This window comes from Mucilaginibacter sp. GW821-FHT07H05, assembly GCF_059418485.1.
Map to the genome: position 1 here is coordinate 228,940 of NZ_JBWKPY010000003.1, position 25,407 is coordinate 254,346.

Here is a 25,407-nt window from a genome sequence, read left to right on the forward strand (position 1 = left end):
GCCATGCCAGACTTGTTTATTTACCTGATAAAAGTGAATATAGCCCTGCTGATATTTTGCGCGGGTTATTACGCGGTACTGCGCCACCTTACTTTTTATAACCTGAACAGGGTATACCTGGTAACAGCCATTATATTTTCGACCCTGTACCCCAAAATAAACCTGGCAGATTTTTTAAACCGGCACGAGGAAATAGCCCGGCCAATGCAGGTAGTTATTGTAAACTGGCAGGAACCCGTTAAAACCATCGCTAAAACCTTTTTAGGGCACGACATTTGGTTTTGGCTACTGGTTACTTTTTGGGCTGGTGTTACCCTGTTTGCCGTACGCTTATTTATGCAGTTGTTATCTTTATACCACCTGCACAAGCGGTCGGAGCCCGCGCAGCTTCACCACTATATGATCCGGGTGATCAAAGGGAATATCAACCCATTCTCTTTCTGGCGTAGTATCTATATCAACCCCGAAAATCATGAACCACAGGAGCTTAACGCGATATTAGCGCACGAGCACATCCACGTAAGTGAATGGCATACCCTGGATATTTTATTGGGCGAACTGAGCGCCATATTCTATTGGTTTAACCCGGGGGTATGGCTGATGAAACGCGCTATCCGCGAAAACATTGAGTTTATAACCGATAATAAAATATTAAAAAAAGGGGTAGACTGTAAAGCCTACCAATATAGCCTGCTTAACGTAAACTTTGGGGCGCAGGGCAATGCTATTGTTAACCATTTTAACATTTCCACCATTAAAAAACGCATTATTATGATGAACGCAAAAAGATCTTCCACCGTAAATATCACCCGGTATCTATTTTTAATACCGGCAGTGATGGTGTTATTGCTTATATTTTCGGTATCGAAAGCCGAATTAAACAAAGCTGTTAAAAGCAGCGCGCACATAATCAGCACGTTTAAAACCGTGATGACCAAAATTGATTTGATGCCTTCTGAAGCACCGGCAATACCGCTGCGTAAAAAAGGCCCCTTACTCACTGCAGTAAGCAGCACCCGTATTGAAATGGATACCGTACCGGCAAAAGCGGCCGGCAGAACATTACTGATTGATACCGGTAAAAGGTTAACAATAAGACTAAGAGGTATTGCTGCAGGTAACGAACCAGACATTTACATTAATGGTGTAAAAACAGATGCCGGCTTAAACACCATTAATCCTGATAATATAGCAACCATTGACATCAGAAAAGATGCTGCCGCCGGAAGTAATGGCAGTATATATATTGTAACAAAAGGGCACGAGGATAAATCATCAATGAACAGGATCTCTTTTGATACCGTAATTGTAAAAAACGTGCAACCCTTATCAGCACATACCGTTAATGGTATACTTGTTGACGAGAAGAGTAACCGGGAGGTAGTAGTAACCGGGTATCCTTCTAAAATTACAACAATAAAGTTAAACGGTAAACTGGTACCATCATCAAAATTACAGCATATAGTAGTGCGCGGCGATAGTATCAATTCTGTCATGTTAGCCACAAAAGCCGGTGTGGCCGTGCGCAAAAATGGTAATAATGTGATATATGTTACTAAAGATTCTCTCCCTGTTCAAGTTGGTGAGCCGGTAAATTTACAGGAGCGTGTAGTAATTGGCTATGGCAGTTCTTCAGCTAAAATAGATCATATGTCGGATAAACTAATTATCCTGAACGGTAAGGAAACCAGCCAAAAGGATTTTAAAAAGGTATCAGCCGCTGATATTGAAAGCGTAAGCATTTTAAGAGATGATGCGGCTATTAGTAAATATGGCGATAAAGCAAAAAAAGGCGTTTTAATTATCACCACTAAAAAGAAATAACTCCCCCCTCACAATAATTTTTTGATTCAAAAATATAATAGCTTACTCATGCAATGTTTATGTATAATATCCATCTTATAAATAAACATTGCCATGAAAAAAACCATTTCCTTAGCACTCCTTCTCCTCCTGCCATTCGTTTTAAACGCTCAAACACACACACTGAGCTTTGAGGTAAACGATACCACAATAAAACAGATAAAGGTAGCAATGCCTGTAAACGGCGCCTACTTCCCGGATATGCATTCTTACGATTTTAGTAAGGATGGTCATTTTACGGTTAGCAATAATATTACTGTGGCCGGTAAAGTACAGGTATTATGCGGAAAAGGTTTTTCATTTTTTATCGAACCTAAAAAGAGTTACTCCGTTATATTTGATCATACAAACACTGCGCAATCATTCAAGTTTATTGGGGATAATGCAGAAGGCCAATACCTGCTAAATAAACTCCATCACTATAAGCAATACCAGGATGCAGGCGATGGATATTTGGCTAAAGATACCATTTTTGTCAGCTTACAATCGGCCTTAGACCGCGACGCCGATGCTGAAATAGCGCAGTATGCAGATCTGCTGAAACAAAAAAAGATCGACCAAACTTTTTACCAGTTTACCATTAGCGAGATCCGTTATTATTATGGAGCAGTATGGTCATACATCTGCTATACTAAACGCGCCAATAAGCAGTTTGCAGATGCCTGGCCGGCATTATTTGAAAAGTTAAGCTTAACCGATCCAAAGGCAATGACAGCAAGCACCTTTTACGATTATGCCAATGAGTACGCCGGGACTTACAAAACATCATATTACAGAGAGCTCACTAATACAGTGAAGCGGTTTAACATTAGATTATCAAACGATTACCTGGTAGACTGGTATCAAAAATACGCCAATAATTTAACAGGCCCCATTAGGGAATATATGTTAGCCCGGTTTTTAAACCAATTCACTTCCATGAAAAAGTATGAGCCGGAACTGGTTGACCTGTACAATGATTTTAAGAAATCATATCCGGCAAGCGTTTACGACAAATTACTGCTGCCTAAAGTAAACGATATTATCGCCTTCCATCAAAAAGCAAAGGGACAAGCCAGTGCCGAAAATAAGATCGCCGATAATTACTTAGCTATTAATTCGTTAGATGAGTTGCTTAACATTTATAAAGATAAAACGGTATTTATTGATATATGGGCTACCTGGTGCGGGCCATGTAAAGAAGAATTTGCTTATAATAAACCCCTGCACGATTTTCTAAAGGATAAAAAGGTCACTATGATTTACCTATCTACAGACGTGGCTGAAAGGGATAAGGATTGGCGCGATATGATCACCTTTTATGGCCTTTCCGGCACCAATATCCGCACAAATGATAAACTGCGCCAGGATCTGATCAGTAAAATATGGGGTGGTAAAGGCTATGCTATACCGCGTTATCTGATCATAAAAAACGGGCAGATTGTAGAAAAAGACGCGCTACGTCCAAGCGATAAACAGAAACTGTACGATCAGATCAGTAAGTATCTATAATGCTATGTTATTTTAATATCACGTTATTTTAACTGGCTTCGGCCAGTTTTTTTTTATGCATATTTTAATGTACGAATCTTATCGTATATCTTTGTTTAAACGAAACGATATGAAAATGACACTTAAAAACATATTAATGATCAGCGCGCTGCAAGCCATATTAGTTACCGCATATGCGCAAAAGCTCCCTAATAAGCAAATTGTTAGTTTACGCGCGCCAGTCAACATAAAAATTGATGGTAAAACAAACGAGTGGAATGATCTGTTACAGGCTTACAATCATGCTACCGAAGTTTTTTATACCCTATCAAACGATGATAATAACCTGTATCTTACAATTAAGGCCAGTAGTTATCCGGTTATTAACAAAATCATAAACGGCGGTATCACCTTTACTGTAACCGGGTCTGATAAAAAAAGCAAAGATGGGGTTAGCATTACCTATCCTGTTTTTGAGGGGAATAATAAACCTTCATTAAACATCAATAAATCACTTTTTGAACAGTCTGCATCCCATTCAGTTATACCCGATTCGATCGTGCTTGTCACCGATCGCAAGCTCGAAGAAAAATCAAAATTGATAATGGTTACCGGGATGAAAGGTGTAGATACCCTTATTTCGATTTATAACGAAGACCATATTAAAACTGCCGAAAGATTTGATAACAAGATGGCGTATACCTATGAACTGTCTGTGGCTTTAAGCCAGTTGGGCCTTTCAATAAATGATGAAACAAAATTCAATTATCATATTGTATTAAATGGCGAAAGTATACTCCCTGTTAAAAAATCGGATAATATGAAAAAACTAAGCCCTGATGTAACTAACGGATTGATATTTGCAAAGCTTGTCCTTGAAAACCAGACAACCGCCCCGACAGATTTTTGGGGAGAATATACCTTAGCAAAAAAATAATTACTTAGCTGGCTTCGGCCAGTTTTTCGTTTTCTAAAAGATGTAACAGGGCTTTTTCGGCAGTATTTAGTTCTGCGGTTTTAATGTCATGATGTTCATCCAGGTCTGTTATATAACGAAACAGATGGCCTTCCTCGTAACTTTTAATTACCGTAGGGTGCACATAATACTTTTTACAAACAGTGCGGGTATTGCCTAAATTTAACGCAACCTCATCCAGTACACTAACAATCTTCCTTTTACACTCGCTTATGGTATCAAAGCCTCCCGCTTCTTTAAAAGCATACAAGGCGCTCACACTGCCCGTCCAGGTACGGAAATCCTTAGCGGTAAAATCCTCCCCTGTTATTTCCTTTAAATAGTTGTTCACATCACCCGATCCCACCGTGCACCTTTGGTCATCGGCATTATAGTATTGAAATAGCTCCTTACCCGGTATATCGCGGCATTGTTTTACCAACCGGGCCAGTCTGCGGCTTTGCAGGGTTACTTTATGAAAGACACCTTTTTTGCCCTTAAACTCAAAATTGATCTTTGCACCATCCAGTTTAACATGCTTATCCATCAGCGTGGTTAAGCCAAACGAGCCATACAGCTTCTTGTACGATTCGTTCCCTACCCTGATGCTGGTTAGTTCCATCAAACGTATAATCAGCGCCACTACTTTTTCATGATCCATATTGGGCCGGGTCAAATCCTTATCTACCCGTTGCCTGATGCCCGGCAATGCCGCGGCAAAACTTTGCAGGCGATGATATTTTGATTGGTTACGGATCTGGTTCCAGTACGGGTGATAACGGTACTGCTTGCGTCCAACCGCGTCAACACCGGTAAATTGCAGGTGCCCGTTCTCTTTCGGCGAGATCCAAACATGGGTGTATGCCGGGGGAATGACCAGCTTTTTAAACCGGGTTAGCAGTTCCTTGTCCTTTACCAACTTACCATCGGCATCATAAAATGAAAAACCGCTGCCCGATTTTTTGCGGGTATATCCGGGCGTACTATCCGAAACATAGCATAGGCCTACAGCTTTTGCGGTCACCTTCGGGTCGCGGCCTATTTTTTCAAGTTTTTTAAGCAGGCGGTTCATGCCCCAATCAACAAAAGGGTATTATATAAGTTTTTCTTGTCCGTTATTTTTTAATAAAAAGCTTGTCAGCCAGGCATAAAAAAGGCCATTCAAATTGAATGGCCCTCTTCTATTCCTCTTGAATTTACAATTTACCGATAGCTTCCTGTTCGCGCAAGGCGGCAACATTATTTTTATCGCTAAACTTATCAGTTTGGGTAGCAAAATCTTCCAATATACTTGCAATAGTATCCAGGTTATCTGATACGCGCTGATGCATATCGGGCAAATCTTTATCCAGTCTTTTATTGCCCAGGTCGATATTATCAACTTCTATCTTAGCTAATTTTTGTATAATGGCCTGCTGGCTGTTCTTCAAGTCTTCTAACTCATGGACTATTTTTTCCATCAGGGCAAATTTCTTCAACGTATCCATTTTGTTTTACGATTTATGGTGAATTAATATTTACTCAACACCTAAAAACAAAATTTGTTCAAATATTTGGATGTATCATTTATAACTAATACTTTAGTTTTATATTAGCTGTTATGAAAACTACACTCCTCACCTTCGCATTGCTCTTTTGCTTCTCGGTTTCCTTTGCCCAGCAATCCACTAAGGCAGATGATGCCCTGCTGCTGGAATATTACCAGGCCCAGCGCTATCAGGATGCAGTTGATTACCTGAAAAAAATATTTCCCGAACCAATTACGGATGTTAAAGTACTGTCGCGCCTGGCTTATACTACCAATATGGCCAATAAGTTGCCCGAGTCGCAAGCTTATTACCAGCGCATTTATGATATCGATACTACTAACGAGGCGGCTTTATTCAGCATCGGTAATATTAACCTGAAACGTGGTAATAACCAAAAGGCCGAGGTATTTTTCAAAAAGATCTTATTAATGGATACCACCAATATTTCGGTATATACCAAACTGGCTACCATTGCTGCAGATAAAAAGGATACCGTTGCAACGGTTAAATACCTTCAAAAAGCTAATAAACTGAATTATTTTGATGTTGATATAGCAGTTGATCTCAGCTCGTTCTACATCGCTCAAAAACGCTTTGACCAGGCGCTTGTGGTGTTAAACAAAGCCGCGGAAAGCGACCCGGACAATATCTTTATTTTACAAAGCATGGCGAGCCTGCTTTTTAAAGAAAAAAAGTATGCTGAAACCATTGATGTGTGCCGAAAATTAGTAACGCTTGAAGCCGCGGATGCGCAGGTCATGTATAAAATGGGGGTATCCTATTATAGTTTAAGAAATTATGCCTGCGGGGCAGAAATATTATCGGCTATAAAAGGCATCGATCAAACCGAATACAGCTGTTACTATACATCTTTATGCTATAAAGGATTGAAGGATTACAATCAGGCCATTGTATGGTTAAACAATACGCTGGCACAGGCCATATCTGGTAACGCAGCGTCGTACTACGGCGAAATAGCTGATAATAATGAGCGCAAAGGCGCTTACAAAAACGCGGTGCTGGCTTATCAAAAAGGCTTACAATTTAGGGAAGACCCGGCTATTTATGCCGCCATGGCCGATCTATACGGTACCCAATTAAAAGATAAGGCAACCGCAGCAAAATATTATAAAATGGCGGCAGCCGCCTATCAAAAATCAATACCCGAGACAAGTAACCCCATGAATTATTATATACTGGCCAACCTGCTTGATGCCCGCTTAAAGGACACAGCCAGCGCCATAAAATATTACAAAAAATTCCTGGAATCGAAACCGCCAAAAATGCAGCAGGACTTTATTAATTATACACAAAGCCGTATCAATCAGCTTCAGAATAAAACTACCGCTGCATCAGCCGGGCAACATACTTCCCAATAATATCAAACTCCAGGTTTACGGTATCGCCTTCGCGTACGTTTTGCAGGTTGGTATGCTGGTAAGTATAAGGGATAATAGCTACCGAAAAGCTGTTATTATTTGAATTAACCACTGTTAAGCTGATGCCGTTGATACAGATAGAACCTTTCTCTACCGTTACATTGCCCTTGGAAGCATCGTATTCAAAGGTATATTCCCAACTGCCATCCAGTTCTTTGTAATGGGTACACAGCGCGGTTTGATCAACATGGCCCTGCACAATGTGGCCATCTAACCGGGCATTCATTTGCATGCAGCGTTCCAGGTTTACCGGGTCGTTTACTTTCAGGTGGCCAATATTGGTTTTATTCAGTGTTTCTTCAATAGCGGTAACGGTATGGCTGCCATCGGCAATAGCTACAACGGTTAAGCAAACGCCATTGTGGGCAACCGACTGATCTATCTTTAACTCGTGCGATATATCCGAAGTAACAATAATATGCAGGTTACCCTGATCGTGCTTTAAATCGGTTACTTTTCCTAAGGTTTCTATAATTCCGGTAAACATGGGGGCAAATTTAGTGATTGGCGATTAGAGATTGGTCATTAGTGCGACAGATTTAAAGCCCCCCTATTGCACTGCTATTTAAAACTGCTGGGTACATCTTCCCTTTTACTACGCAGATCTATACCACCTTCCAGTATCGATTTCAGGTTAGCCATATAAAACAACCAGCCCGTTTGGCATCCTATAAAAAGATTTTTGGCTGGGTCTTCCTCTACCGGGATATTTTCCTGCACCAGTTCGGCTATGGTTAAACCGTATTTGCTTCCGATATTTACGCTTACCACGGTGCCGCCCGAAAATGTGAATTTCAGGTAATCGCTCCCGTTTGTTTCTAAAATAGCCCCTGTCTCAAAAACCGAATCGGCGTAACCATGCCAGCGCCACAAGTAGGTGTCTTCTTTTAGTATAAATTCATCATTAGCGCGCTGGCGCCCGGCAACGGTATAAAACAAGGCATCGCGCAAAAACCAGCTCTCTAAGCCGGCCTGAGTGGTCCAGGCTTCATAAACTGCCCGCACAGAAGCATTATAATCTGCAGTAACTTTAAATTTTGTCCATCTTTCGTCAATCATAATGGCAAATAATTGGTTATCCTTATATTCAAATATAATCAATTGAAACAAAGCGCTGGCATATTAGTATATCGCAAAAAAAATAAGGTCTTACAGGTTTTCCTGGTGCATCCCGGCGGGCCTTTTTGGAAAAACAAGGACGTGGGGGCATGGTCCATCCCCAAAGGTGAGTTTTTGGAAAATGAAGATGCACTTATTGCCGCTAAGCGGGAATTTCTGGAAGAAACCGGTCAGCCCATTGATGGCCATTTCATCAAACTAAAACCTGTTAAACTTAAAAGCGGCAAAACCATACACGCCTGGGCTGTCGAGGGCGATATAGACGAGAACAATATAAAAAGCAATACCTTTCCCTTTGAATGGCCGCCCAAATCGGGCAAAACGATAGAGATACCCGAAGTGGATAAAGCCAGTTGGTTTGATTTAGTTACTGCGCGGGAAAAGATTAACCCGGCGCAAATTGCACTGATTGATGAACTGGCTGTAAAGATTATATCTGAATCGTGATTTAATGGCCGTTACTGTTTGATGTAATGAAGTGCCACAAATCCTGATTTAAGCACCTTAGCATCAATCAGTTTTATATTAAACTTTTCCGAGAGGCTGGTATCTTCCATTAATCGTCTTCCTTCCCCAGCCAGTACGGGATGAATGACAAAGTAAAATTCATCAACCAAGCCGAGCGCTATCAATTGTGATGGCAGATCTACCCCTCCGATTGAAATATTTTTGCCCGGCTGCTGTTTCAGTTTTAAAAATTCGTCAGCCAGGTTTTCACGAATAATCCTGGTATTACCACCGGCATTTTCTAATGACCGGGAAAAAACAACTTTATCTATGGCATCAAATGTTCGCGCAAATTCATTTTCTGTTTTTGACCCCGATAGATTTTTCGCTACTTCGGGCCAATAAGGAACCATCAACTCGTAGGTCTTGCGCCCATAAACAAGCAGGTCAACATCGTGCATCAAATCTGTAAAATATTGATGGATCTCTGCACTGGCGTTCCCTTTGGTATGGTCGCAGCAGCCGTCTGCTGTCAGGTTAATTCCATAAATTACCTTTCTCATTTTGGTTGGTTTATTTAAATCTGTTTACTAAGATAATACTATCAAAAACAACATACCTTACCCCATACAATGAGGGCAATCCGCGACAAAAAAGGGGGCGTTCATGCTAAAGTGCTATATCTCATTGCAAGGATCACCTGCGGTTTAAAATATTTTTTAATCTTACTGCAACCTTTTAATCTTGTAAAACATCTTATCAAAAAAAAATTACGCCATGCAGAAACTATTATTAACTACCCTTATTTGCTTCGTAACCTTATTTGCAAGATCCCAATCGCAACCGGTACCGGCAGAAGTTACTGAATTTACAAATTACACTACCAAACTCGAAAATGACCGCCGCGCTGCGACAGAGAAAAAAGAGTACCTTACAGCCGGTAATTTATGTGCCGAATGGATAGATAAGTATGAGCATGCTTCGCCAGCCATACAACGGAGTGTTAAGGTGTATTATCCAGGCATGTACTACAACCTGGCCTGCTATATTAATTTACAGGGCAAAAAAGAGCAGGCACTTACCGCGCTTGAAAAATGTGTAAGCCTGGGCTATGCTAATTATGCTAATACCAAAGTTGATACCGACCTGGAAAGCCTGCATAATGATAAGCGCTTTAAAGCCGCTTTAAATACACTGCGCGGACGCGGCGATATGGGATACATCCTGACAAAAGCCGGGCCTTATAATAAAGCTACAGGCAAAGATATGCCATCGTTCAGCTATCAACAGGCTACTGACCCTGTGCTGGTTAACCTTAAAAGCAAGTTTAATTTAGATTCTGTCAGTGGTACCGGTAACGAGATCAGCAAATTTAAAAACCTGCTTTATTGGGTACATAACGTGGTGCGCCATGATGGAGGCTCGAACAATCCGCCATCAAGAAACGCGATAGACCTGATTGCTGTTTGCCAAAAAGAAAAACGGGGCGTTAATTGCCGTATGATGGCCACCATACTAAGGGATGTTTACCAGGCCGAAGGCTTTAAAGCAAGAGTGGTTACCTGTATGCCTAAAGACACCCTGGATAATGATTGCCATGTAATTACGGTAGTATGGGCTAACACATTAAACAAATGGGTTTGGATGGATCCAACTTTTAACGCTTATGTAACAGATACTAAAGGTAACTTATTGAACATTGAAGAAGTTAGGGAGCAGCTGGTAAAAAGCGGCACCGCTAACCTTATTTTAAACCCCGATGCCAACTGGAATAACCAAAACAAACAGACTAAGGATTATTACCTGGGTTACTATATGTCTAAAAACCTGTACTGGCTGCAATGCGCGTCAAAAAGCGAATGGGACATAGAAACCTCCAGGCCAGGTAAACCTGCCATTCAGTATATTAACCTATACCCGGGCAATTTCACTACACTGCATATTTCAGGTGGTTCGGTAAAAGAATCGAACAGGTACGCTACTAATAACCCAACTTACTTTTGGCAAAAACCGGCGGGCATATAGTTATAGCATCCTGCGTTTGGTAACCCAATTTGAAGTAATTGCTGATGTTGATGTACTGCCTTTTACCTGCTTTTTATCACTCAGCAATTGCTCCATTACTAATGCGGCAATAAATGCTTCCTGCGGTTTTTCGGTTTGCAGCAACTCGGGGGTAAAATATTTCTTTACAAAATGCGTATCAAACTGCCCCGATGTAAATGCCGGGTGCTGCATAACAAACTTGCCGAAAGCCAGCGTTGTTGTGATGCCGGTAATGATATATTCGTCAATAGCGCGCACCATACGTTCGGTTGCCTCGGCGCGGTCTTTACCGTATACCACCAGTTTAGCTATCATCGGGTCGTAATAGATGGGGATCTCCATGCCTTGTTCAAAACCGTCATCTACCCTAACCCCAGGGCCTTTGGGTGTGATATAGGTTTGCAGGGTACCGATGTCGGGTAAAAAGTTATTGGCCGGGTCTTCGGCATATACCCGCAGTTCAATAGCATGACCGATAATATTCAGGTCTTCCTGCTTAAAACTGATCGCTTCTCCCCTTGCAATCCTGATCTGCTCTTTTACCAGGTCTATACCGGTTATCAGTTCGGTAACCGGATGCTCCACCTGCAGGCGGGTATTCATCTCCAGGAAATAGAAGTTAAGCTGTTCGTCCAGGATAAACTCAACCGTGCCGGCGCCGGTATAATTTACAGACCGTGCAACATCTACCGCGCATTTGCCCATTTGCTGGCGTATTTCGGGCGTTAATACTGATGATGGCGCTTCCTCAATTACTTTTTGGTGGCGACGCTGTACCGAGCATTCCCGCTCAAACAGGTGCACGATATTACCATGTGTGTCTCCCAATACCTGTATTTCGATATGCCGTGGCGACGATACATACCGTTCAATAAACACCGATCCATCCCCAAAAGCCGAAGTAGCTTCGGATACCGCTAATTGCATTTGCTCTTCAAAATCACTCGCCTGCTCTACTATACGCATGCCTTTGCCACCGCCACCCGCGGCCGCTTTAATGAGGATAGGAAAACCCACTTCAACAGCGCGCGCTTTGGCTTCGGATACATCGGTTATGGCTTCTTCGGTGCCGGGCACCATGGGAATATCGTATTTTAAAGCAGCAGCTTTCGCAGATAGTTTATTACCCATCACCTCCATCGCCTCGGGCGAAGGGCCGATCAGGATCAACCCTGATTCTCTGACCAGGCGGGCAAAAGCCGGGTTTTCTGAAAGGAAGCCATAGCCCGGATGGATAGCTTCAGCGCCGGTTTTCCGGCAGGCATCAATGATTTTTTCACCGACCAGATAGCTTTGGTTACTGGGTGCCTCACCTATAAAAACGGCTTCATCGGCGTAACGTACGTGCAGGGCATCCCTATCGGCAGCCGAATATACTGCTACGGTTTTGATCCCCATTTCGCGCGCGGAGCGCATTACCCTTAAAGCTATTTCACCACGATTGGCTATCAGTATTTTCTTCATGCAAAATCAAAGTTATAAGAAATGTTGAATTGTAGATATCAAAAATATTTGCATGATGTATTGGCTATATCTGGATCATGGTAAATATAGGGCAAACAACAGCACGCCTGTAAATCAAACTTTGGGTTAACACAACTTAACACAATTCACGCATAATTTGATACAAATATTTGATAGTCAATATTTTAACTTTTAAACGTGTTAACCCTAAATAACACATTTTTTTGACGCTGAAAAACATCTAAATGTTGTGCCCTTCACTAAATGATTTAGATGCGTTTACCTGTTATAACTAACTATCTCATTGGCTTTTAAAAAGATTTTATTATTTTCGCGTCAATATGAAAAACCTTATCCCTATCACATTAATCGCCTTTTTATTATTCGCATCAGGCTGCGGTTTAAAAGAAGTTGTTGGCCCCAATGCCGAAGGCGGTACAACCAATTCAGATAGTTATCAACCCGTAACTAAAGGTTCTACCTGGAAATATAGTATACAGGTAGCAGGGCAAACCGCGCTTGATCAGATTACTATGACCATGACCGGTGATGTTAAAACCTTTAACGGCCGCGTATATTATAAATGCCTGGCCGTCTCATCAACAGAGACCTCCGAAGGCTTTTTCGGTCACAGTAACGGTAGGTATGCCAGTCTTAATGAAGAAACCGACCCCAAAGAAAATATTGAAGAAACTTACCTGGACGATACTTTGCCGGTTGGCGGCACCTATACTGCCAAGGGCAATTACAGCGGCCCTATTTTTGGTACTGACATCCAGTTTGTTGGTACCATAGTTGAAAAAGGCGCTACTAAAACAGTAAACGGAAAATCTTTTAAAAATGTGATCCATACCCGGGTAGAATCCCAATCAACCATAAGCAGTGGCCAATTTGTTACCGATGGCGTAGTTGAATACTTTGTAGCCAAAGGCGTTGGCATAATTGAAGTTGACGTTTATTTTGGCACACAGGTAATTGCCCGACAAACTATTGTGAGTTATAATATAAAATAGCAAACATCAATTTAGGCCACTGCTTGCTTATTTGTCTGTTGATACTACGTATTGCTCAGCCTTTTCCGGGTAAAAATTAGCAGGTTATCTTCATCCGGTTGATATACGGGCGCTTCATCTGATGTGGTAAATTCAATAACCCGTTTGCTTTTGGTATGCCCGGAAAACTGCTATTCTATTGAAATCACACTAAAATAATCCGGCATTTAAATGTAACATAATAGTTGTACTTTCATCTAAAATTGAAATCACACTAAAATAACTGAACTACCAAAAATGTTAAGCATCCGTAATATTGTTAAACAATACGCCGGGCATCGCGCGTTAAGCGATGTAAGTTTAGAAGTTGAAAGCGGGCAGATCTTCGGTCTGTTAGGCCCTAACGGCGCCGGCAAAACTTCCCTCATCCGCATTATCAACCAAATTACCGCGCCCGATAGCGGCGAAATACTTTTCAATGGCGAAAAGCTGAACCAAAGTCATATCGAACGCATTGGCTACATGCCAGAAGAACGCGGCCTGTATAAAAAAATGGAGATCGGCGAGCAGATGATATACCTGGCCCGCCTGAAAGGCTTAAGCCGCGACGAGGCCCGCAAACGCCTGAAATACTGGTTCGAAAAACTGAAGATAGAAAGCTGGTGGTCTAAAAAAGTAGAGGAGCTATCGAAAGGGATGCAGCAAAAGGCCCAGTTTGTGGCCACTATTTTGCACGAACCCGAACTGATCATTCTGGATGAGCCGTTTAGCGGGTTCGACCCGGTAAATGCCGAAGAGATAAAGGACGAGATACTGGAGTTGAATAAAAAAGGCGCTACCATACTGTTCAGTACCCACCGGATGGAATCGGTTGAGGAAATGTGCAGCGCTATCGCCCTTATTAATAAATCTAAAAAAATACTGGACGGCAAAGTGCGCGATATCCGCAACTCGTACCGTAACGATACTTATTTGGTTGAATATAGCGGCGATAAGTTGAACCTTGACGGCAACCAACCGTTTGATTTGATAGAAGACCTGCCCGGTATGGATACCCATACCATGCGGATTAAACTGAACGGAAAAACATCAAACGAGATATTGCAATACCTGATCCCCAAAGTGCATATCACTATGCTGCAGGAAGTGATCCCCAGCCTTAACGAAGTATTTATTAATAAAGTAAACCAGAATAAATAAGCCATGAATAAAGTATTACTCATTATACAACGCGAATACCTTACGCGTGTAAAAAAGAAATCGTTTGTGGTAATGACCTTGCTGGTGCCCGGGTTAATACTGGCTATGTATGGTATAATTTTCCTGATAGTTGCCAATAGCGACGAAATAAACACCGCCCACATAATACGCGTACATGACGAAAGTGGTATTTTTCAGGGTAAATTTCACAATAAAAAGAATTTACAGTTTATAGATGCTACAAACGCGGCACAACAGGCTAAGGCAAATGAAAAAAAGGATAAAGATGATTTTTTATTACAGATCCCTGCCGATTATACCAAAAAGGGCCAGGTTAAAATGTTATCGCAAAGCAAGCCTAACTTTAGTATCTTAAACGATATTGAAAACCAGATGAATCAGATTGCCAGCGACTACAGCATGGTTAAGGCAGGTATTGATACCGCTAAATTAAGGGCGATAAAAACCGACATTTCTATTAAAGCTTTAGAAATAACCGACAATGGTGTGAAGGACAGCAGTGTAGGCGCGGCTTATGGCGCAGGTATTGCTGGAGCCATACTGATCTACATCTCTTTATTTATTTATGGCGCGCAGGTGATGCGTGGGGTTATCGAAGAAAAAACCAATCGCATTATCGAGGTTATTGTTTCTTCGGTTAAGCCTTTCCAGTTAATGCTGGGTAAAATTATTGGTGTAGGCATGGTTGGCTTAACCCAGTTTTTGCTGTGGATCATATTATCAACCGGTGTAACTATCATTGCCGGCAAGGTATTTATGAAAGATAAGATTCCTGTTCAAACGGAAAAAACCTATCATAAACCCGGCGAAAAAACAGCTGTAGCAGCACCCACTACCGCTCCAAAAAGCCCTGTTATTGAGTTTTACGACAGCCTGAATACGATTAACTTTACTTTCATATTAAGCTGTTTTATATTTTATTTTATAAGCGGCTACCTGCTTTACAGCGCACTATTTGCGGCGGTAGGTTCGGCGGTTGATAGTGAGACAGAAACACAGCAATTTATGTTCCCTATAACCTTACCGCTGCTGTTTACGTATATACTCTCATTTGCATTTTTGATCAATAATCCGGATAGTTCATTGGCATTTTGGTTATCAGTGATACCGTTTACAGCCCCGGTGGCTATGATGGTGCGGGTACCTTTCGGCGTGCCCGACTGGCAACTGGCCCTATCGGCTTTTATGATGATCATTGGGTTTTTATTTACCACCTGGGTGGCCGCGCGTATCTATCGTGTAGGGATCCTGATGTACGGTAAAAAGACCAGCTACAAGGAACTGACCAAATGGTTTTTTTATAAAGAATAGTAAAGAAAATTGAATATACCTCTGTGCCCTTTGTGATTTCTCTCTTTGTGGCCTTTGTGGTTAAATTCTAAATCAGCACACCAAACCCAAAACAATATCAACAATTACTATCCCCGTAAATTTTGCTAAAACATTTACGGGGATTTTTTAGTTTTACAGCTACATGAATAAACCTATAGCCGTAATGGACCTTGGCACCAACACTTTTCACCTGTTGATTGCCGAAGCAAATATTGACGACCCAAAGGAGCTTTTACATTTGTACGAACCTGTACGCCTGGGGCAGGGTGGTATTAACAAAGGGATTATTCAGCCTGATGCTTTTGAGCGCGGTATTAAAACCATGGAGAAATTCAGGCAAAACATGGACAGGTATGATGTTGGGGAGGTTAAAGCCATAGCCACATCTGCTTTGCGCAGCACATCAAACGGCCCCGATTTTATTGAACAGGTAAAGCAAAATACAGGTATCAGTATTGAAGTGATAGATGGCGACCGTGAAGCGGCTTATATTTACAAAGGCGTTAAAGCATCGGGCTGCTTATCAAACGAGAATACGCTGATCATTGATATTGGCGGCGGCAGCGTTGAGTTTATTATTTGCGATCAGGATCATATCAGCTGGAAACAAAGCTTTGAAATTGGCGCGGCACGGTTAATGGACAAATTCCACCACGATGACCCGATAACCGCCGAAGCGATCAGTAACCTGCAGGCCTATCTCGATCATATCCTCGCTCCTCTTTTCGAAGCGACAAAAAATGTGTCCATCAAAAAACTCATCGGCTCATCGGGCGCGTTCGAGACCTTTGCCGAAGTGATAGAACTGGAGAAAGGCCATCCGTTCGATCTGAAAGCCATTAAATGCATGGAATTTAACACGCACGAATTTATGGAATTAACCGCCCGGCTGATCTCTTCATCGCACGATGAACGGAAAGCCACCAGGGGCATTATTCCGCTACGGGTAGATATGATTGTGGTAGCCTCACTGATTACCCGCTATATGATGGACAGGCTGCAGATTGATCAGGTGGCTATGTCCATGTATTCGCTTAAAGAAGGGGTTTTGATGGATTTGCTGGGATAATCAACCAAAAATTTTCCTGATAGGGCGTTTGATAAAACGGTAATACACACGTGTAAAAAAGGAAGCTCTTTTTACTACAATTACTTCACCCATTAATGCCGCCTGCATTTTTAAAGCTATCGGCTGTATTTGTTCAGATTTAGAATCGATCAGGATGGATTGGCTATTATAACCCACAAAAGAAACCACCAACCGGGTGGCAGATACAGGAACCCGTAACATAAATTTACCTTCGGCATTGGTCATCGTTCCAATAGTTGTTCCTTCCACTTTAATGGTAACACCTGGTAATACCGATTTGTCGGCTGCATCAATAATACCGCCAATTACGGTGTGGTAAGTCGAGTCTTTGGAAGCTATCGCGACCTTTCCCATCATAATACTGATAGGGGCTTGTTCGGTGTTTGGCTTTGCAGGTGCAGTTTGCGCTTTCAGGTACTGTGCCGATGTCAGCATGGTCACCGCTAAAACCACTCGCTTCCACCAACTGGCCGATGGCAAATTATCCGCGTATAAACGATGATTGATGGCACTATACTGCGCTTCACTAAAGCGCCCGCATGTTTTTTGATGCGCTGCGGACAGGTAATCAATAACCTGCCGGTCGGTCATGCTTGTAAAATCAACAACCGTTTTACTGCAACTGCCACAAAAACGGCCACTGTTGCTTTCAGTCATATTATCCCAGTGCTCGTGGCAGGGTTGCGGAATAGTGATTTTGGTAATGGGCTGCATATATTGATTATTTTAATGGATAATTAATATTACCATGATGCTTTACCATCTGCTTTTCCATAACCGACTGATAAAAAAATGAAATTCACTAAATCATCGCCAATAACTTTTAAAAAGAACCCCGATTAATCCGGGCTCTTTTTACATTTGTACCTCAAGCAAATCACAAGCATGAGCATCACTTACAGCACTACCATAAAACCCGGCACTCAACAGGTTATCAGCCTGTATGAAAGCGCCGGCCTTAACCGCCCTACTAAGGACGAGGCCCGGATCCAAAAAATGTATGATAATTCTAACCTGTTTGTAACCGCCTGGGATGGCGACCTGCTGGTTGGTGTGGCCCGCTCGCTGACTGATTTTTGTTATTGCTGCTACCTGTCTGACCTGGCTATCCGTGAAGAATATAAAAAAGCTGGCATTGGTAAAAAGTTGGTAGCCCTAACCCGTGAAGCAATTGGCGAGGAAAGTATGCTGCTATTGCTATCGGCCCCGGCAGCTATGGATTATTACCCCAAAATTGGCATGGATGCTGTTAAAAATGGTTTCATCATCCCGCGTAATAAATAATTGACTAACATGATCGCTCACTTTAAAACACTGTTTGATTACGATAGCCATACCAATTTAGCTATCCTGGATACCATGATAGCATCGGGCATGGATACCGGTAAAGCGGCCGGTTTAATGGCCCATATGCTGGCTGCGCAGCAAGTATGGCTGCTGCGTTGTAAAAACCACCCCTTGCCCACAGGCCCGCTATGGCCCGATTGGTCGGCCGAAGAAATGATTGAAATTACCGGGAAAAACCACCAGGACTGGATAGATTACCTGAATGAGTTGCAGGATAAGAATGTTGATGATACCATCACTTACAAAAACTTACGCGGCGATACCTTTACCAGTGTAATACGTGATGTGCTGACACATGTCATCAACCACGGTACCCATCACCGGGCACAAGCGGGGTACCAGTTAAAGTTTGCCGGGGTGGAGCAATTACCGGTTACCGATTATATTTTCTATGCCAGGGGATTATAATCGGATATTATGGTGCTGAACTTGCCGAACCATAACAGCAGGGATATCGGCAAATTTCTTTAAAACACCCGCTGTTTCTGTTACCTTTGCACCGATGTTTCAACGCGGTATAATCATATTGCTGATATTTTGCACCCTGGCGGCTAATTTTACCCGGTTGTTTGTATTTGCAGGCTTTGAAATGAACCAAAAATACATTGCCAGCACCCTTTGCGAAAACCGCGACAAACCCCAATTACACTGTAACGGACGCTGTTATCTGATGAAAAAGATCAGGCTGGCCGAAGACAAGGAAAAAAGCGAAGAGCAACAAACGCAAAAAAACCTGATACAGCAGGTCTTCTGCCCATCGGTAAATAAGATAAATTTTCCATCCGTCCTGCTGCAGGTTTTCCCCGACCGGTATAAGGCTATGGCGCTTCAAAACGTACCGCTCAATCTGTTGCGCCCTCCGCAATTTGCTTCATAAATTTTCTTTTAAGATAGGATAAAATAGGTCATGCTGACCTTGTTACATGCTTGCGCTCGTTTGTAACGAGTGCTTAACATGGTTTGGCGTCTGCGACGCCTTGCGATGCAATCGCTATGCAGTATGAAGCACTCGTTACAAACGAGCGCAAGTGTAATTCTCTCCTATCCAATCCTTTAGTTTATTATTTAATAATAATCTGTAATACAGATTATTAAATTAACTTATATGAAGCAAATTCTTATTTGTATTTATCTCTCCATCCTATCAATTCCGGGCTATTGCCAAACCATAAAAGGCACAGTTACCGATGACATTACACATGAGGGGCTCCCGGGTGTAACCATCAGTACAAGCGATAACGCGCAGCATACTACAACCGATGCCAAAGGCAGGTACAGCATTACCCTGACAGCACATTCAGCAGGCTATATACAGTTTAGTTTGATGGGTTATACCAACCAATCTGTTAGTATGCAAAATATACCATCGGGTGATGTATTAGATATCAGATTAGTCCGTTCATCCATAGATCTGCAGCCTGTTATTATCTCGGCCAACCGCGAGCGACAGGCACGGCAGGATGCGCCTATCGCCATCAGTAAAATCAGCTCTGTACAGATACAGGATACAAAAGCCACGGCGCTATACCAATTGCTGAACAAGGTAGCCGGCGTTTACATGGTTAACCTTGGTAACGAGCAGCATACCATGGCCATTCGCCAGCCTATTACTTATAACGCGCTGTATCTGTATATGGAAGATGGCCTCCCTATCCGCCCCACGGGGATCTTCAATCATAATTCCCTTTACGAGATCAATATGTCGGACGTACGTGACATCGAGGTGATCAAAGGGCCGGCATCATCATTATACGGCAGCAATTCGGTTGGCGGCGCGGTGAATTTCATCACACAAAATCCGCCATCGGGTTATGCGGGTAACGTGGCTATACAGGGCGATAGCTATCATTACCGCCGTGTTGATGCTGACGGCGGCTTTAGTTCGGGCAAATTTGGCATGTATGCCGGTGGTTATATCGCCCATCAAAAGGATAGCTGGCAGGATTATTCTGATTTTGACAAGTACTCCGCCAACCTGAAAGCCACTTACGATTTTGATAATCATACAAAATTAACCGCGGCCGCATCATACAATAACCTCGATACCCAAACACCGGGCAGTTTAGATAGTACCCGCTTTTATAGCCGCAGCTATGGCAGCAACCAGCGCTTCACCTATCGTAAGGTAAACGCCTTCAGGGCCAACGCGCGGTTGGAGCATAATTGGAATGTGCAGAACAGTACTTTTATTACCGCTTTTTACCGTGATAACTCAACCGCGCAATTACCCAGTTATTATATCTCGGATATGCGGAGTGCAAGCGGTGCTTATCTTAGTTCCAACGGGCAGGTAAACGATCAGAAATTTAAAAGCTATGGCTTACTGGCACAACACCGTGCTAATTTTAGTTTCCTCCGCTCCCGTTTAATTGTTGGCGCTTATCTGGATGACAGTCCGAGCGGTTACTATGCGCAGTTCCTCAACATCCAAAAAGATGTAGCTAATAACTATTACACCGGTTTCACCAATACAGGTACTTATATTGACGATTACCATATCAAACTATTCAATTATGCAGCTTACACGCAATATGAGATCAGGCCGTCAGATCCTGTAAGGATAACCATGGGCTTACGGTACGATCGTGTGCACTATGCCTTTATTAATAGTTTGCCGGCATCAAATACAAAATATAAACAGCAGGAAACCAATAACTTTAACATTGTTGCGCCAAAGCTGGGTTTAACTTATAACCTGGGTAATAACAAAGGTTTATACGCCAATTATAGCGTCGGTTTCCAGCCGCCGGAGACGGGCGACCTGTATAGCTCGCGCCAGGTAACCCCGCTAAAGCAGGCCACCTTTAATAATTATGAATTAGGAGGCTGGTTCTCCGCACTGGACAAAAAAGTGTTTGTAGAGGTAAGCATATATGATCTGGAAGGCCGTAACGAGATCATTAACCAGCTGCTCCCCGATAATACCACGCAAAACCAAAACGCGGGTGCAACCAGGCACCGGGGTATAGAATATGCGATAACCTACGCTCCTGTTAAGCAATTAACCATCAGGTTTAACGGCACTAATGCCCGCCATACTTATCTGGATTATAGTGAAGTGCGGACAAACTACGCCACCGGGCAAAATTACAGCCTGGTTTATAATGGCAACCGCATGAACAACGCCCCTGCCTGGATAGCCAATTCAGAGATCACTTATAAACCTGAATGTTTTTCAGGCTTCCGCGTCTCGGGCGAATGGCAGCATATTAATCATTACTTTACTAATCCGGCCAATACTAAAACTTATAGCGGTTATGAGATCTATAACCTGCGCATGGGTTACGATTTTAAGCACGACGCGCTAAAAGGTATAGGTATTTGGTTTAATGTATTGAATTTAACTAATCAACTATACGCCACCACCGTAACCAGCAACCAATATGGTGATACCTATAACGCTGCACCGCCGCGCATCTGTACTTTAGGTATCAGCTATTCATTCTCAAAAAACTAAATTGATGGAAAAATCAACAAGCAATCTTCGCCGCAGTCTTTACAAATGGCATCGCATTTTAGGGCTGATAGCATTGGTACCCATTATCGGCTGGACGATCAGTGGTTTATCACACCCCTTCATGTCTAACTGGTTCAGGCCTTTCCTCCCTGTGGAAACTTATCAGCAGCCGGTACAAAGTGAGCTGAAGCCGGCGCTTAACCTGCAACAGGTGATGGATCAAAACCATATGACCGAATTCCGTAATTTCGGACTGGTCAGATTTAATCAGGACACTTATTACCAGATCCTGCAAAAGGATAGCGCTTACTATTATTACTCGGCAACGGATGGCAAATTTCTGCCCAACGCCGACCGTGATTATGCCATTTACCTGGCCCGCTATTTTACACAGGATAGCATATCGAAGATCAGATCCGTCACGCTGCAAAAAAACTTCGACGGTCAATATCAGTACATTAACCATCTGTTGCCTGTATGGAAGGTAAGCTTTGACAGGCCGGACGGAATGGACATTTACATAGAAACCGGGCAAAGCCGCATGGGGACATTTAATAACAATACCCGCAAAGCCTTCCTTTGGGTATTTGAACAACTGCATACCTGGGATTTTTTGGCCGCCTTATTTGGCGATAAAATAAGGTTAGCGGTGATGATTGGTGTGGTATGCATCATGTTACTGGCATTGTTGAGCGGCATAACTGTTTACGGTTTATTTTGGAACCGCTTTAAAGAGATAGCCCAAAAACGTAATGCACATAACACGGATGATAAACGCTGGGTACACCGCTATCACCGGCAACTGGGGTTGATCGTATCTTTTTTAATGCTGCTGTTTTTTATCAGTGCAGGGTTCCATTTATTAGTGAAGCTGCGTAATACCAGCCCTGCGCATAAATCCTATGAATATCTAATTAAGCGCGGCGATTTGAAGCTGGATAACCTGCATTTGCCCATAGCGGATAGCTTGATTAAAAAACAAGCCATAGTGAAGATATTTGAAAAATGCTATTACCAAAATACTGATATCAAGAAGAATATCTTTTACTACAATACAAACGATGGCAAACTGTCCCCAGACGGTGACCGGGAATATGCCGATTACCTGACTTATTTTTATATGTGGCCAAATGTGTATGAGGGCAAATCAGCTACACCAAGGGCAACGCCCATAAGGCAGTTTACTAACGAGTATGGTTTTATCAACAAACGCCTGCCCGTGCAAATGGTCATTTATCCGGGTAACGATAACTGGTACATAGAAACCGGCACATCTAAACTGGCAGCGCACGTTGCGGGGATTGATCGTGCCGAAGGCCTCTCATTTATCTTCCTGCATAAGTTTTTTTGGATGACCTGGGCCGGCAAGGATATTAGGGATGTAGTGAGCATGTTGTCGGCATTAAGCGTACTTTTGGTAGCTTTATTTGGCTTTGCAGCCTTTATTAAAAACAAATGATCATGAAAAACCATATCATAGCGGGGCTATTTGCGCTAATTGCGATATCGGCGGGCTGCAGTAATCCCAATCAGAAAAAAAATGTGCCTGCTGATGGAAAAAACCATAAAATTGTAAAACAATATACCTGCACCATGCATCCCGATGTATTGAAAGACAAACCCGGCCTGTGTCCCAAATGCGGAATGGAACTGGTAGAAAAAGACAAATAATTAAAAATCCAACACATGAAAACAAAAATATTAATAGCAACATTGCTGATAGCATGCACCTTTAGCGCCTGTAAGGATGAAAAAGCTGAAGAAAAAAAGACGATGGACGACGTGATCAAAATTCACGATAAAGTGATGGGCAAAAGCGAATTGATTGTGCAGTACAAAGCAACATTAGATAGCCTGACCAAAGCCACAACCGATTCGGCATTGATGGTAAAGGTGGGTGATTTAAAGAAGGAACTAACCACAGCCGATGCCGCAATGGAAGATTGGATGCACAAATTTAATCCGGATTTTACAGGCAAATCGCATACGGATGTAATGGTGTACCTGCAAGATCAGCAAGTACAAATACAGCGCGTAGATTCGTTGATTAGTAACGCGCTTGATAAAACCGGCAAATACCTTAAAGCAAAATGAAAAAGACAATATTTGTAATAACAGGTTTAGCTATAATTATAGCTTCCTGTAAATCAAAAACAAACAATGCCTTACCTATACTTGGCAACCGCGATGCGGTAACCAAAACGGTGAATGGTAAAACAGAGACAGACACCATTTATCAAACTATACCAGCCTTTAAGTTTGTAAACCAGTATGGCGATAGCATTACCGATAAAAGCCTGAACGGTAAAATTTACGTGGCCGATTTCTTTTTCACCAGTTGCCCGTCTATTTGCCCGGTGATGCACCGTAATATGCTGAATGTATATAACGAGTTTAAAAACGTAAGCGATTTTAAGATCATATCGCATAGCATAGATCCTAAATATGACAGCGTAGCGGTGATGAAAAAGTATGCTGATAAGCTGGGTATTACCGGACAAAGCTGGTGGTTTTTACAGGGAAAAAAAGAAGAGACCTATAAATTGGCAACCAGCTACCTCAGCATGGCCGGTGAGGATAAATCGGCCCCCGGCGGACATGTACACGATGGCTATTTTATCCTGATCGATAAGCAAAAACATATCCGCGGAAGTTACGACGGCACCCAGCCCGACCAGGTGACCAAACTGATTGCCGATATTAAAACCCTGCAGGCCGAACCCGATCAAAGTATGGCACAATGATGAGGACAGGCGCCATTATAGGATCGATTTTATTGCTGATAGCGGTGATGGTTTCTTGTCAAAGCGAGCAGCAGGTAGAGTATTACCGTTATTATTCGGCCGGAGCGGCCGTTTATCAAAGCCATTGCCAAAACTGCCATGGCGATAAAGGCCAGGGATTGGCCGCGCTTATTCCGCCGCTAACCGATACGGCTTATCTTAAAATCAACAAAAAATACTTAGCCTGCTGCTTAAAAAATGGATTAGATGGCAAAATAACCATTAACCATATGGAGTTTGACGGGAAAATGCCGCCAACAGAACTCAGCCCAATAGAGATTGCGCAGGTGTTAACCTATGTCACCAATTCGTTCGGCAATAAAGCCGGGTTAATGAGTACGGATGATGTAGAGCGGGATTTGAAGAAATGCAGGTAAGTTCTAAGTCTGAAGTCCTAAGTCCTAAGTAACTTCCGACTTTGGACTTCAGACTTCAGACTTAGAACTTCAGACTTCCCAACTTATTCCCTACCTTTGTACAAAGCAAATCGTTCTATCGCTGCCCGTTTAGGCGGGCGGAGGAAAGTCCGGGCAACACAGAGCATCCTGCTTCCTAACGGGAAGGCGCCGTCAGCCGGCGACAGCAAGTGCCACAGAAAATATACCGCTTCGCAAGAAGTAAGGGTGAAAACGTGAGGTAAGGGCTCACGGCTTTCCCGGGCGACCGGGATTGCGGTAAACCTCAGGAGTTGAAAGACCAAATAGGTGTCGGACGCGGAGCTGCTCGCTTCCTTTTCGCAAGAAATGCCGGCATGGGTAGGTCGTTTAAGCTGTGCAGCAATGTACAGAACAGATTAATGATAGAAGTCGCCGCAAGGCGAAACAGAACCCGGCTTACAGCTTTGCTGCTGATA

The 25,407-nt window shown here is 42.7% G+C and carries 26 protein-coding genes and 1 other RNA gene; 20 read left to right on the forward strand and 7 right to left on the reverse strand.

Translation table 11 applies throughout. The annotated features are described in order from the left end of the window. The first annotated feature begins 3 nt into the window (after nt 1-3). From AC07M6_RS08810 to AC07M6_RS08820, 3 genes are all read left to right on the forward strand, one after another. Entirely contained in the window at nt 4-1,824 is a 1,821-nt protein-coding gene (locus AC07M6_RS08810; protein ID WP_494888639.1) for a M56 family metallopeptidase, read from the forward strand. A gap of 93 nt (nt 1,825-1,917) precedes the next feature. Continuing rightward, nucleotides 1,918-3,354 (forward strand): TlpA family protein disulfide reductase, encoded by a 1,437-nt coding sequence (locus tag AC07M6_RS08815; protein WP_494888640.1) that lies wholly within the window; start codon nt 1,918-1,920, stop codon nt 3,352-3,354. 109 nt (nt 3,355-3,463) lie between these two features. Then, the gene (locus tag AC07M6_RS08820; RefSeq protein WP_494888641.1) at nt 3,464-4,270 is read left to right on the forward strand and encodes a hypothetical protein; all 807 of its coding nucleotides are present in this window, start codon (nt 3,464-3,466) and stop codon (nt 4,268-4,270) included. A gap of 4 nt (nt 4,271-4,274) precedes the next feature. Here AC07M6_RS08820 and AC07M6_RS08825 read toward each other — a convergent pair whose 3' ends face one another. Both AC07M6_RS08825 and AC07M6_RS08830 read right to left on the reverse strand, forming a co-directional pair. Continuing rightward, nucleotides 4,275-5,360, reverse strand: coding sequence for a DNA topoisomerase IB (locus tag AC07M6_RS08825; protein ID WP_494888642.1), 1,086 nt, complete (start codon nt 5,358-5,360; stop codon nt 4,275-4,277). Nucleotides 5,361-5,484: 124 nt separating this feature from the next. Next, nucleotides 5,485-5,775, reverse strand: a complete 291-nt coding sequence (locus tag AC07M6_RS08830; protein ID WP_494888643.1) for a hypothetical protein — start codon at nt 5,773-5,775, stop codon at nt 5,485-5,487. A gap of 113 nt (nt 5,776-5,888) precedes the next feature. Between AC07M6_RS08830 and AC07M6_RS08835 the strand changes: the two genes are divergently transcribed. Further along, the gene (locus AC07M6_RS08835) at nt 5,889-7,196 is read left to right on the forward strand and encodes a tetratricopeptide repeat protein (protein ID WP_494888644.1); all 1,308 of its coding nucleotides are present in this window, start codon (nt 5,889-5,891) and stop codon (nt 7,194-7,196) included. Here the strand turns inward: AC07M6_RS08835 and AC07M6_RS08840 are convergent. Continuing rightward, entirely contained in the window at nt 7,159-7,743 is a 585-nt protein-coding gene (locus AC07M6_RS08840; protein ID WP_494888645.1) for a riboflavin synthase, read from the reverse strand. The genes AC07M6_RS08835 and AC07M6_RS08840 overlap by 38 nt on opposite strands. Before the next feature lie 74 nt (nt 7,744-7,817). Then, entirely contained in the window at nt 7,818-8,315 is a 498-nt protein-coding gene (locus AC07M6_RS08845) for an SRPBCC family protein (RefSeq protein WP_494888646.1), read from the reverse strand. Between the two features lie 42 nt (nt 8,316-8,357). Between AC07M6_RS08845 and AC07M6_RS08850 the strand changes: the two genes are divergently transcribed. Continuing rightward, nucleotides 8,358-8,822 (forward strand): NUDIX hydrolase, encoded by a 465-nt coding sequence (locus AC07M6_RS08850; RefSeq protein WP_494888647.1) that lies wholly within the window; start codon nt 8,358-8,360, stop codon nt 8,820-8,822. A gap of 11 nt (nt 8,823-8,833) precedes the next feature. Here the strand turns inward: AC07M6_RS08850 and AC07M6_RS08855 are convergent, their stop codons facing one another. Then, nucleotides 8,834-9,385, reverse strand: coding sequence for a dihydrofolate reductase family protein (locus tag AC07M6_RS08855; RefSeq protein ID WP_494888648.1), 552 nt, complete (start codon nt 9,383-9,385; stop codon nt 8,834-8,836). A gap of 214 nt (nt 9,386-9,599) precedes the next feature. Here AC07M6_RS08855 and AC07M6_RS08860 point away from each other — a divergent pair, with 214 nt between their 5' ends. Further along, nucleotides 9,600-10,847, forward strand: coding sequence for a TPR end-of-group domain-containing protein (locus AC07M6_RS08860; protein ID WP_494888649.1), 1,248 nt, complete (start codon nt 9,600-9,602; stop codon nt 10,845-10,847). Here AC07M6_RS08860 and accC read toward each other — a convergent pair whose 3' ends face one another. Continuing rightward, nucleotides 10,848-12,332: an acetyl-CoA carboxylase biotin carboxylase subunit gene (gene accC, locus AC07M6_RS08865; RefSeq protein ID WP_494888650.1), complete on the reverse strand. Its 1,485-nt coding sequence runs from the start codon at nt 12,330-12,332 to the stop codon at nt 10,848-10,850. A gap of 341 nt (nt 12,333-12,673) precedes the next feature. Here accC and AC07M6_RS08870 point away from each other — a divergent pair, with 341 nt between their 5' ends. The 4 genes from AC07M6_RS08870 (at nt 12,674) to AC07M6_RS08885 (ending at nt 16,946) form a co-directional block, all read left to right on the forward strand. Continuing rightward, a complete protein-coding gene (locus AC07M6_RS08870) occupies nt 12,674-13,345 on the forward strand; it encodes a hypothetical protein (RefSeq protein WP_494888651.1) in 672 nt (223 codons plus the stop codon). Between the two features lie 276 nt (nt 13,346-13,621). Next, nucleotides 13,622-14,524, forward strand: a complete 903-nt coding sequence (locus tag AC07M6_RS08875; RefSeq protein ID WP_494888652.1) for an ABC transporter ATP-binding protein — start codon at nt 13,622-13,624, stop codon at nt 14,522-14,524. 3 nt (nt 14,525-14,527) lie between these two features. Then, on the forward strand, nt 14,528-15,856 hold the full coding sequence (locus AC07M6_RS08880) for an ABC transporter permease (RefSeq protein WP_494888653.1): 1,329 nt from the start codon (nt 14,528-14,530) through the stop codon (nt 15,854-15,856). 163 nt (nt 15,857-16,019) lie between these two features. Continuing rightward, nucleotides 16,020-16,946 carry a Ppx/GppA phosphatase family protein gene (locus AC07M6_RS08885; protein ID WP_494888654.1) on the forward strand — a complete coding sequence of 309 codons (927 nt, stop codon included), beginning with the start codon at nt 16,020-16,022 and terminating at the stop codon, nt 16,944-16,946. Here AC07M6_RS08885 and AC07M6_RS08890 read toward each other — a convergent pair whose 3' ends face one another. Next, nucleotides 16,947-17,681, reverse strand: a complete 735-nt coding sequence (locus AC07M6_RS08890) for a carboxypeptidase-like regulatory domain-containing protein (RefSeq protein ID WP_494888655.1) — start codon at nt 17,679-17,681, stop codon at nt 16,947-16,949. Between the two features lie 171 nt (nt 17,682-17,852). On the opposite strand from AC07M6_RS08890, the gene AC07M6_RS08895 reads away from it, so the two are divergent. The 10 genes from AC07M6_RS08895 to rnpB all read left to right on the forward strand — a co-directional run bounded on the left by AC07M6_RS08895 (nt 17,853) and on the right by rnpB (nt 25,406). Beyond that, complete coding sequence (locus AC07M6_RS08895) at nt 17,853-18,251, forward strand: GNAT family N-acetyltransferase (RefSeq protein ID WP_494888656.1); 399 nt, start codon at nt 17,853-17,855, stop codon at nt 18,249-18,251. 9 nt (nt 18,252-18,260) lie between these two features. After that, nucleotides 18,261-18,722 carry a DinB family protein gene (locus tag AC07M6_RS08900; RefSeq protein ID WP_494888657.1) on the forward strand — a complete coding sequence of 154 codons (462 nt, stop codon included), beginning with the start codon at nt 18,261-18,263 and terminating at the stop codon, nt 18,720-18,722. A gap of 94 nt (nt 18,723-18,816) precedes the next feature. Further along, nucleotides 18,817-19,191, forward strand: a complete 375-nt coding sequence (locus AC07M6_RS08905) for a hypothetical protein (RefSeq protein WP_494888658.1) — start codon at nt 18,817-18,819, stop codon at nt 19,189-19,191. Nucleotides 19,192-19,419: 228 nt separating this feature from the next. After that, nucleotides 19,420-21,771: a TonB-dependent receptor gene (locus tag AC07M6_RS08910; RefSeq protein WP_494888659.1), complete on the forward strand. Its 2,352-nt coding sequence runs from the start codon at nt 19,420-19,422 to the stop codon at nt 21,769-21,771. A gap of 4 nt (nt 21,772-21,775) precedes the next feature. Beyond that, on the forward strand, nt 21,776-23,230 hold the full coding sequence (locus AC07M6_RS08915) for a hypothetical protein (RefSeq protein WP_494888660.1): 1,455 nt from the start codon (nt 21,776-21,778) through the stop codon (nt 23,228-23,230). A gap of 2 nt (nt 23,231-23,232) precedes the next feature. Beyond that, nucleotides 23,233-23,442: a heavy metal-binding domain-containing protein gene (locus AC07M6_RS08920; protein ID WP_494888661.1), complete on the forward strand. Its 210-nt coding sequence runs from the start codon at nt 23,233-23,235 to the stop codon at nt 23,440-23,442. Nucleotides 23,443-23,457: 15 nt separating this feature from the next. After that, nucleotides 23,458-23,865: a hypothetical protein gene (locus AC07M6_RS08925; protein WP_494888662.1), complete on the forward strand. Its 408-nt coding sequence runs from the start codon at nt 23,458-23,460 to the stop codon at nt 23,863-23,865. Further along, nucleotides 23,862-24,515, forward strand: a complete 654-nt coding sequence (locus AC07M6_RS08930; RefSeq protein WP_494888663.1) for an SCO family protein — start codon at nt 23,862-23,864, stop codon at nt 24,513-24,515. Before AC07M6_RS08925 ends, AC07M6_RS08930 begins: the two co-directional genes overlap by 4 nt. Continuing rightward, complete coding sequence (locus AC07M6_RS08935; protein WP_494888664.1) at nt 24,512-24,931, forward strand: c-type cytochrome; 420 nt, start codon at nt 24,512-24,514, stop codon at nt 24,929-24,931. The genes AC07M6_RS08930 and AC07M6_RS08935 overlap by 4 nt, the downstream gene beginning before the upstream one ends. A 102-nt stretch (nt 24,932-25,033) precedes the next feature. Continuing rightward, an RNA gene (gene rnpB / locus AC07M6_RS08940) (RNase P RNA component class A) lies at nt 25,034-25,406 on the forward strand. Nucleotide 25,407 lies beyond the last annotated feature (1 nt).

Excerpts from the sequence above, each read along its gene's own strand:
- AC07M6_RS08930 (WP_494888663.1), top strand. The coding sequence starts at position 23,862 with ATGAAAAAGACAATATTTGTAATAACAGGTTTAGCTATAATTATAGCT.
- AC07M6_RS08810 (WP_494888639.1), top strand. The coding sequence starts at position 4 with ATGCCAGACTTGTTTATTTACCTGATAAAAGTGAATATAGCCCTGCTG.
- AC07M6_RS08900 (WP_494888657.1), top strand. The coding sequence starts at position 18,261 with ATGATCGCTCACTTTAAAACACTGTTTGATTACGATAGCCATACCAAT.
- AC07M6_RS08885 (WP_494888654.1), top strand. The coding sequence starts at position 16,020 with ATGAATAAACCTATAGCCGTAATGGACCTTGGCACCAACACTTTTCAC.
- AC07M6_RS08895 (WP_494888656.1), top strand. The coding sequence starts at position 17,853 with ATGAGCATCACTTACAGCACTACCATAAAACCCGGCACTCAACAGGTT.
- AC07M6_RS08845 (WP_494888646.1), bottom strand. The coding sequence starts at position 8,315 with ATGATTGACGAAAGATGGACAAAATTTAAAGTTACTGCAGATTATAAT.
- AC07M6_RS08915 (WP_494888660.1), top strand. The coding sequence starts at position 21,776 with ATGGAAAAATCAACAAGCAATCTTCGCCGCAGTCTTTACAAATGGCAT.
- AC07M6_RS08820 (WP_494888641.1), top strand. The coding sequence starts at position 3,464 with ATGAAAATGACACTTAAAAACATATTAATGATCAGCGCGCTGCAAGCC.
- AC07M6_RS08925 (WP_494888662.1), top strand. The coding sequence starts at position 23,458 with ATGAAAACAAAAATATTAATAGCAACATTGCTGATAGCATGCACCTTT.
- AC07M6_RS08920 (WP_494888661.1), top strand. The coding sequence starts at position 23,233 with ATGAAAAACCATATCATAGCGGGGCTATTTGCGCTAATTGCGATATCG.
- AC07M6_RS08835 (WP_494888644.1), top strand. The coding sequence starts at position 5,889 with ATGAAAACTACACTCCTCACCTTCGCATTGCTCTTTTGCTTCTCGGTT.
- AC07M6_RS08935 (WP_494888664.1), top strand. The coding sequence starts at position 24,512 with ATGATGAGGACAGGCGCCATTATAGGATCGATTTTATTGCTGATAGCG.
- AC07M6_RS08890 (WP_494888655.1), bottom strand. The coding sequence starts at position 17,681 with ATGCAGCCCATTACCAAAATCACTATTCCGCAACCCTGCCACGAGCAC.
- AC07M6_RS08830 (WP_494888643.1), bottom strand. The coding sequence starts at position 5,775 with ATGGATACGTTGAAGAAATTTGCCCTGATGGAAAAAATAGTCCATGAG.
- AC07M6_RS08855 (WP_494888648.1), bottom strand. The coding sequence starts at position 9,385 with ATGAGAAAGGTAATTTATGGAATTAACCTGACAGCAGACGGCTGCTGC.
- AC07M6_RS08880 (WP_494888653.1), top strand. The coding sequence starts at position 14,528 with ATGAATAAAGTATTACTCATTATACAACGCGAATACCTTACGCGTGTA.
- AC07M6_RS08875 (WP_494888652.1), top strand. The coding sequence starts at position 13,622 with ATGTTAAGCATCCGTAATATTGTTAAACAATACGCCGGGCATCGCGCG.
- AC07M6_RS08910 (WP_494888659.1), top strand. The coding sequence starts at position 19,420 with ATGAAGCAAATTCTTATTTGTATTTATCTCTCCATCCTATCAATTCCG.
- AC07M6_RS08905 (WP_494888658.1), top strand. The coding sequence starts at position 18,817 with ATGTTTCAACGCGGTATAATCATATTGCTGATATTTTGCACCCTGGCG.
- AC07M6_RS08870 (WP_494888651.1), top strand. The coding sequence starts at position 12,674 with ATGAAAAACCTTATCCCTATCACATTAATCGCCTTTTTATTATTCGCA.
- AC07M6_RS08815 (WP_494888640.1), top strand. The coding sequence starts at position 1,918 with ATGAAAAAAACCATTTCCTTAGCACTCCTTCTCCTCCTGCCATTCGTT.
- AC07M6_RS08840 (WP_494888645.1), bottom strand. The coding sequence starts at position 7,743 with ATGTTTACCGGAATTATAGAAACCTTAGGAAAAGTAACCGATTTAAAG.
- AC07M6_RS08860 (WP_494888649.1), top strand. The coding sequence starts at position 9,600 with ATGCAGAAACTATTATTAACTACCCTTATTTGCTTCGTAACCTTATTT.
- AC07M6_RS08825 (WP_494888642.1), bottom strand. The coding sequence starts at position 5,360 with ATGAACCGCCTGCTTAAAAAACTTGAAAAAATAGGCCGCGACCCGAAG.
- accC (WP_494888650.1), bottom strand. The coding sequence starts at position 12,332 with ATGAAGAAAATACTGATAGCCAATCGTGGTGAAATAGCTTTAAGGGTA.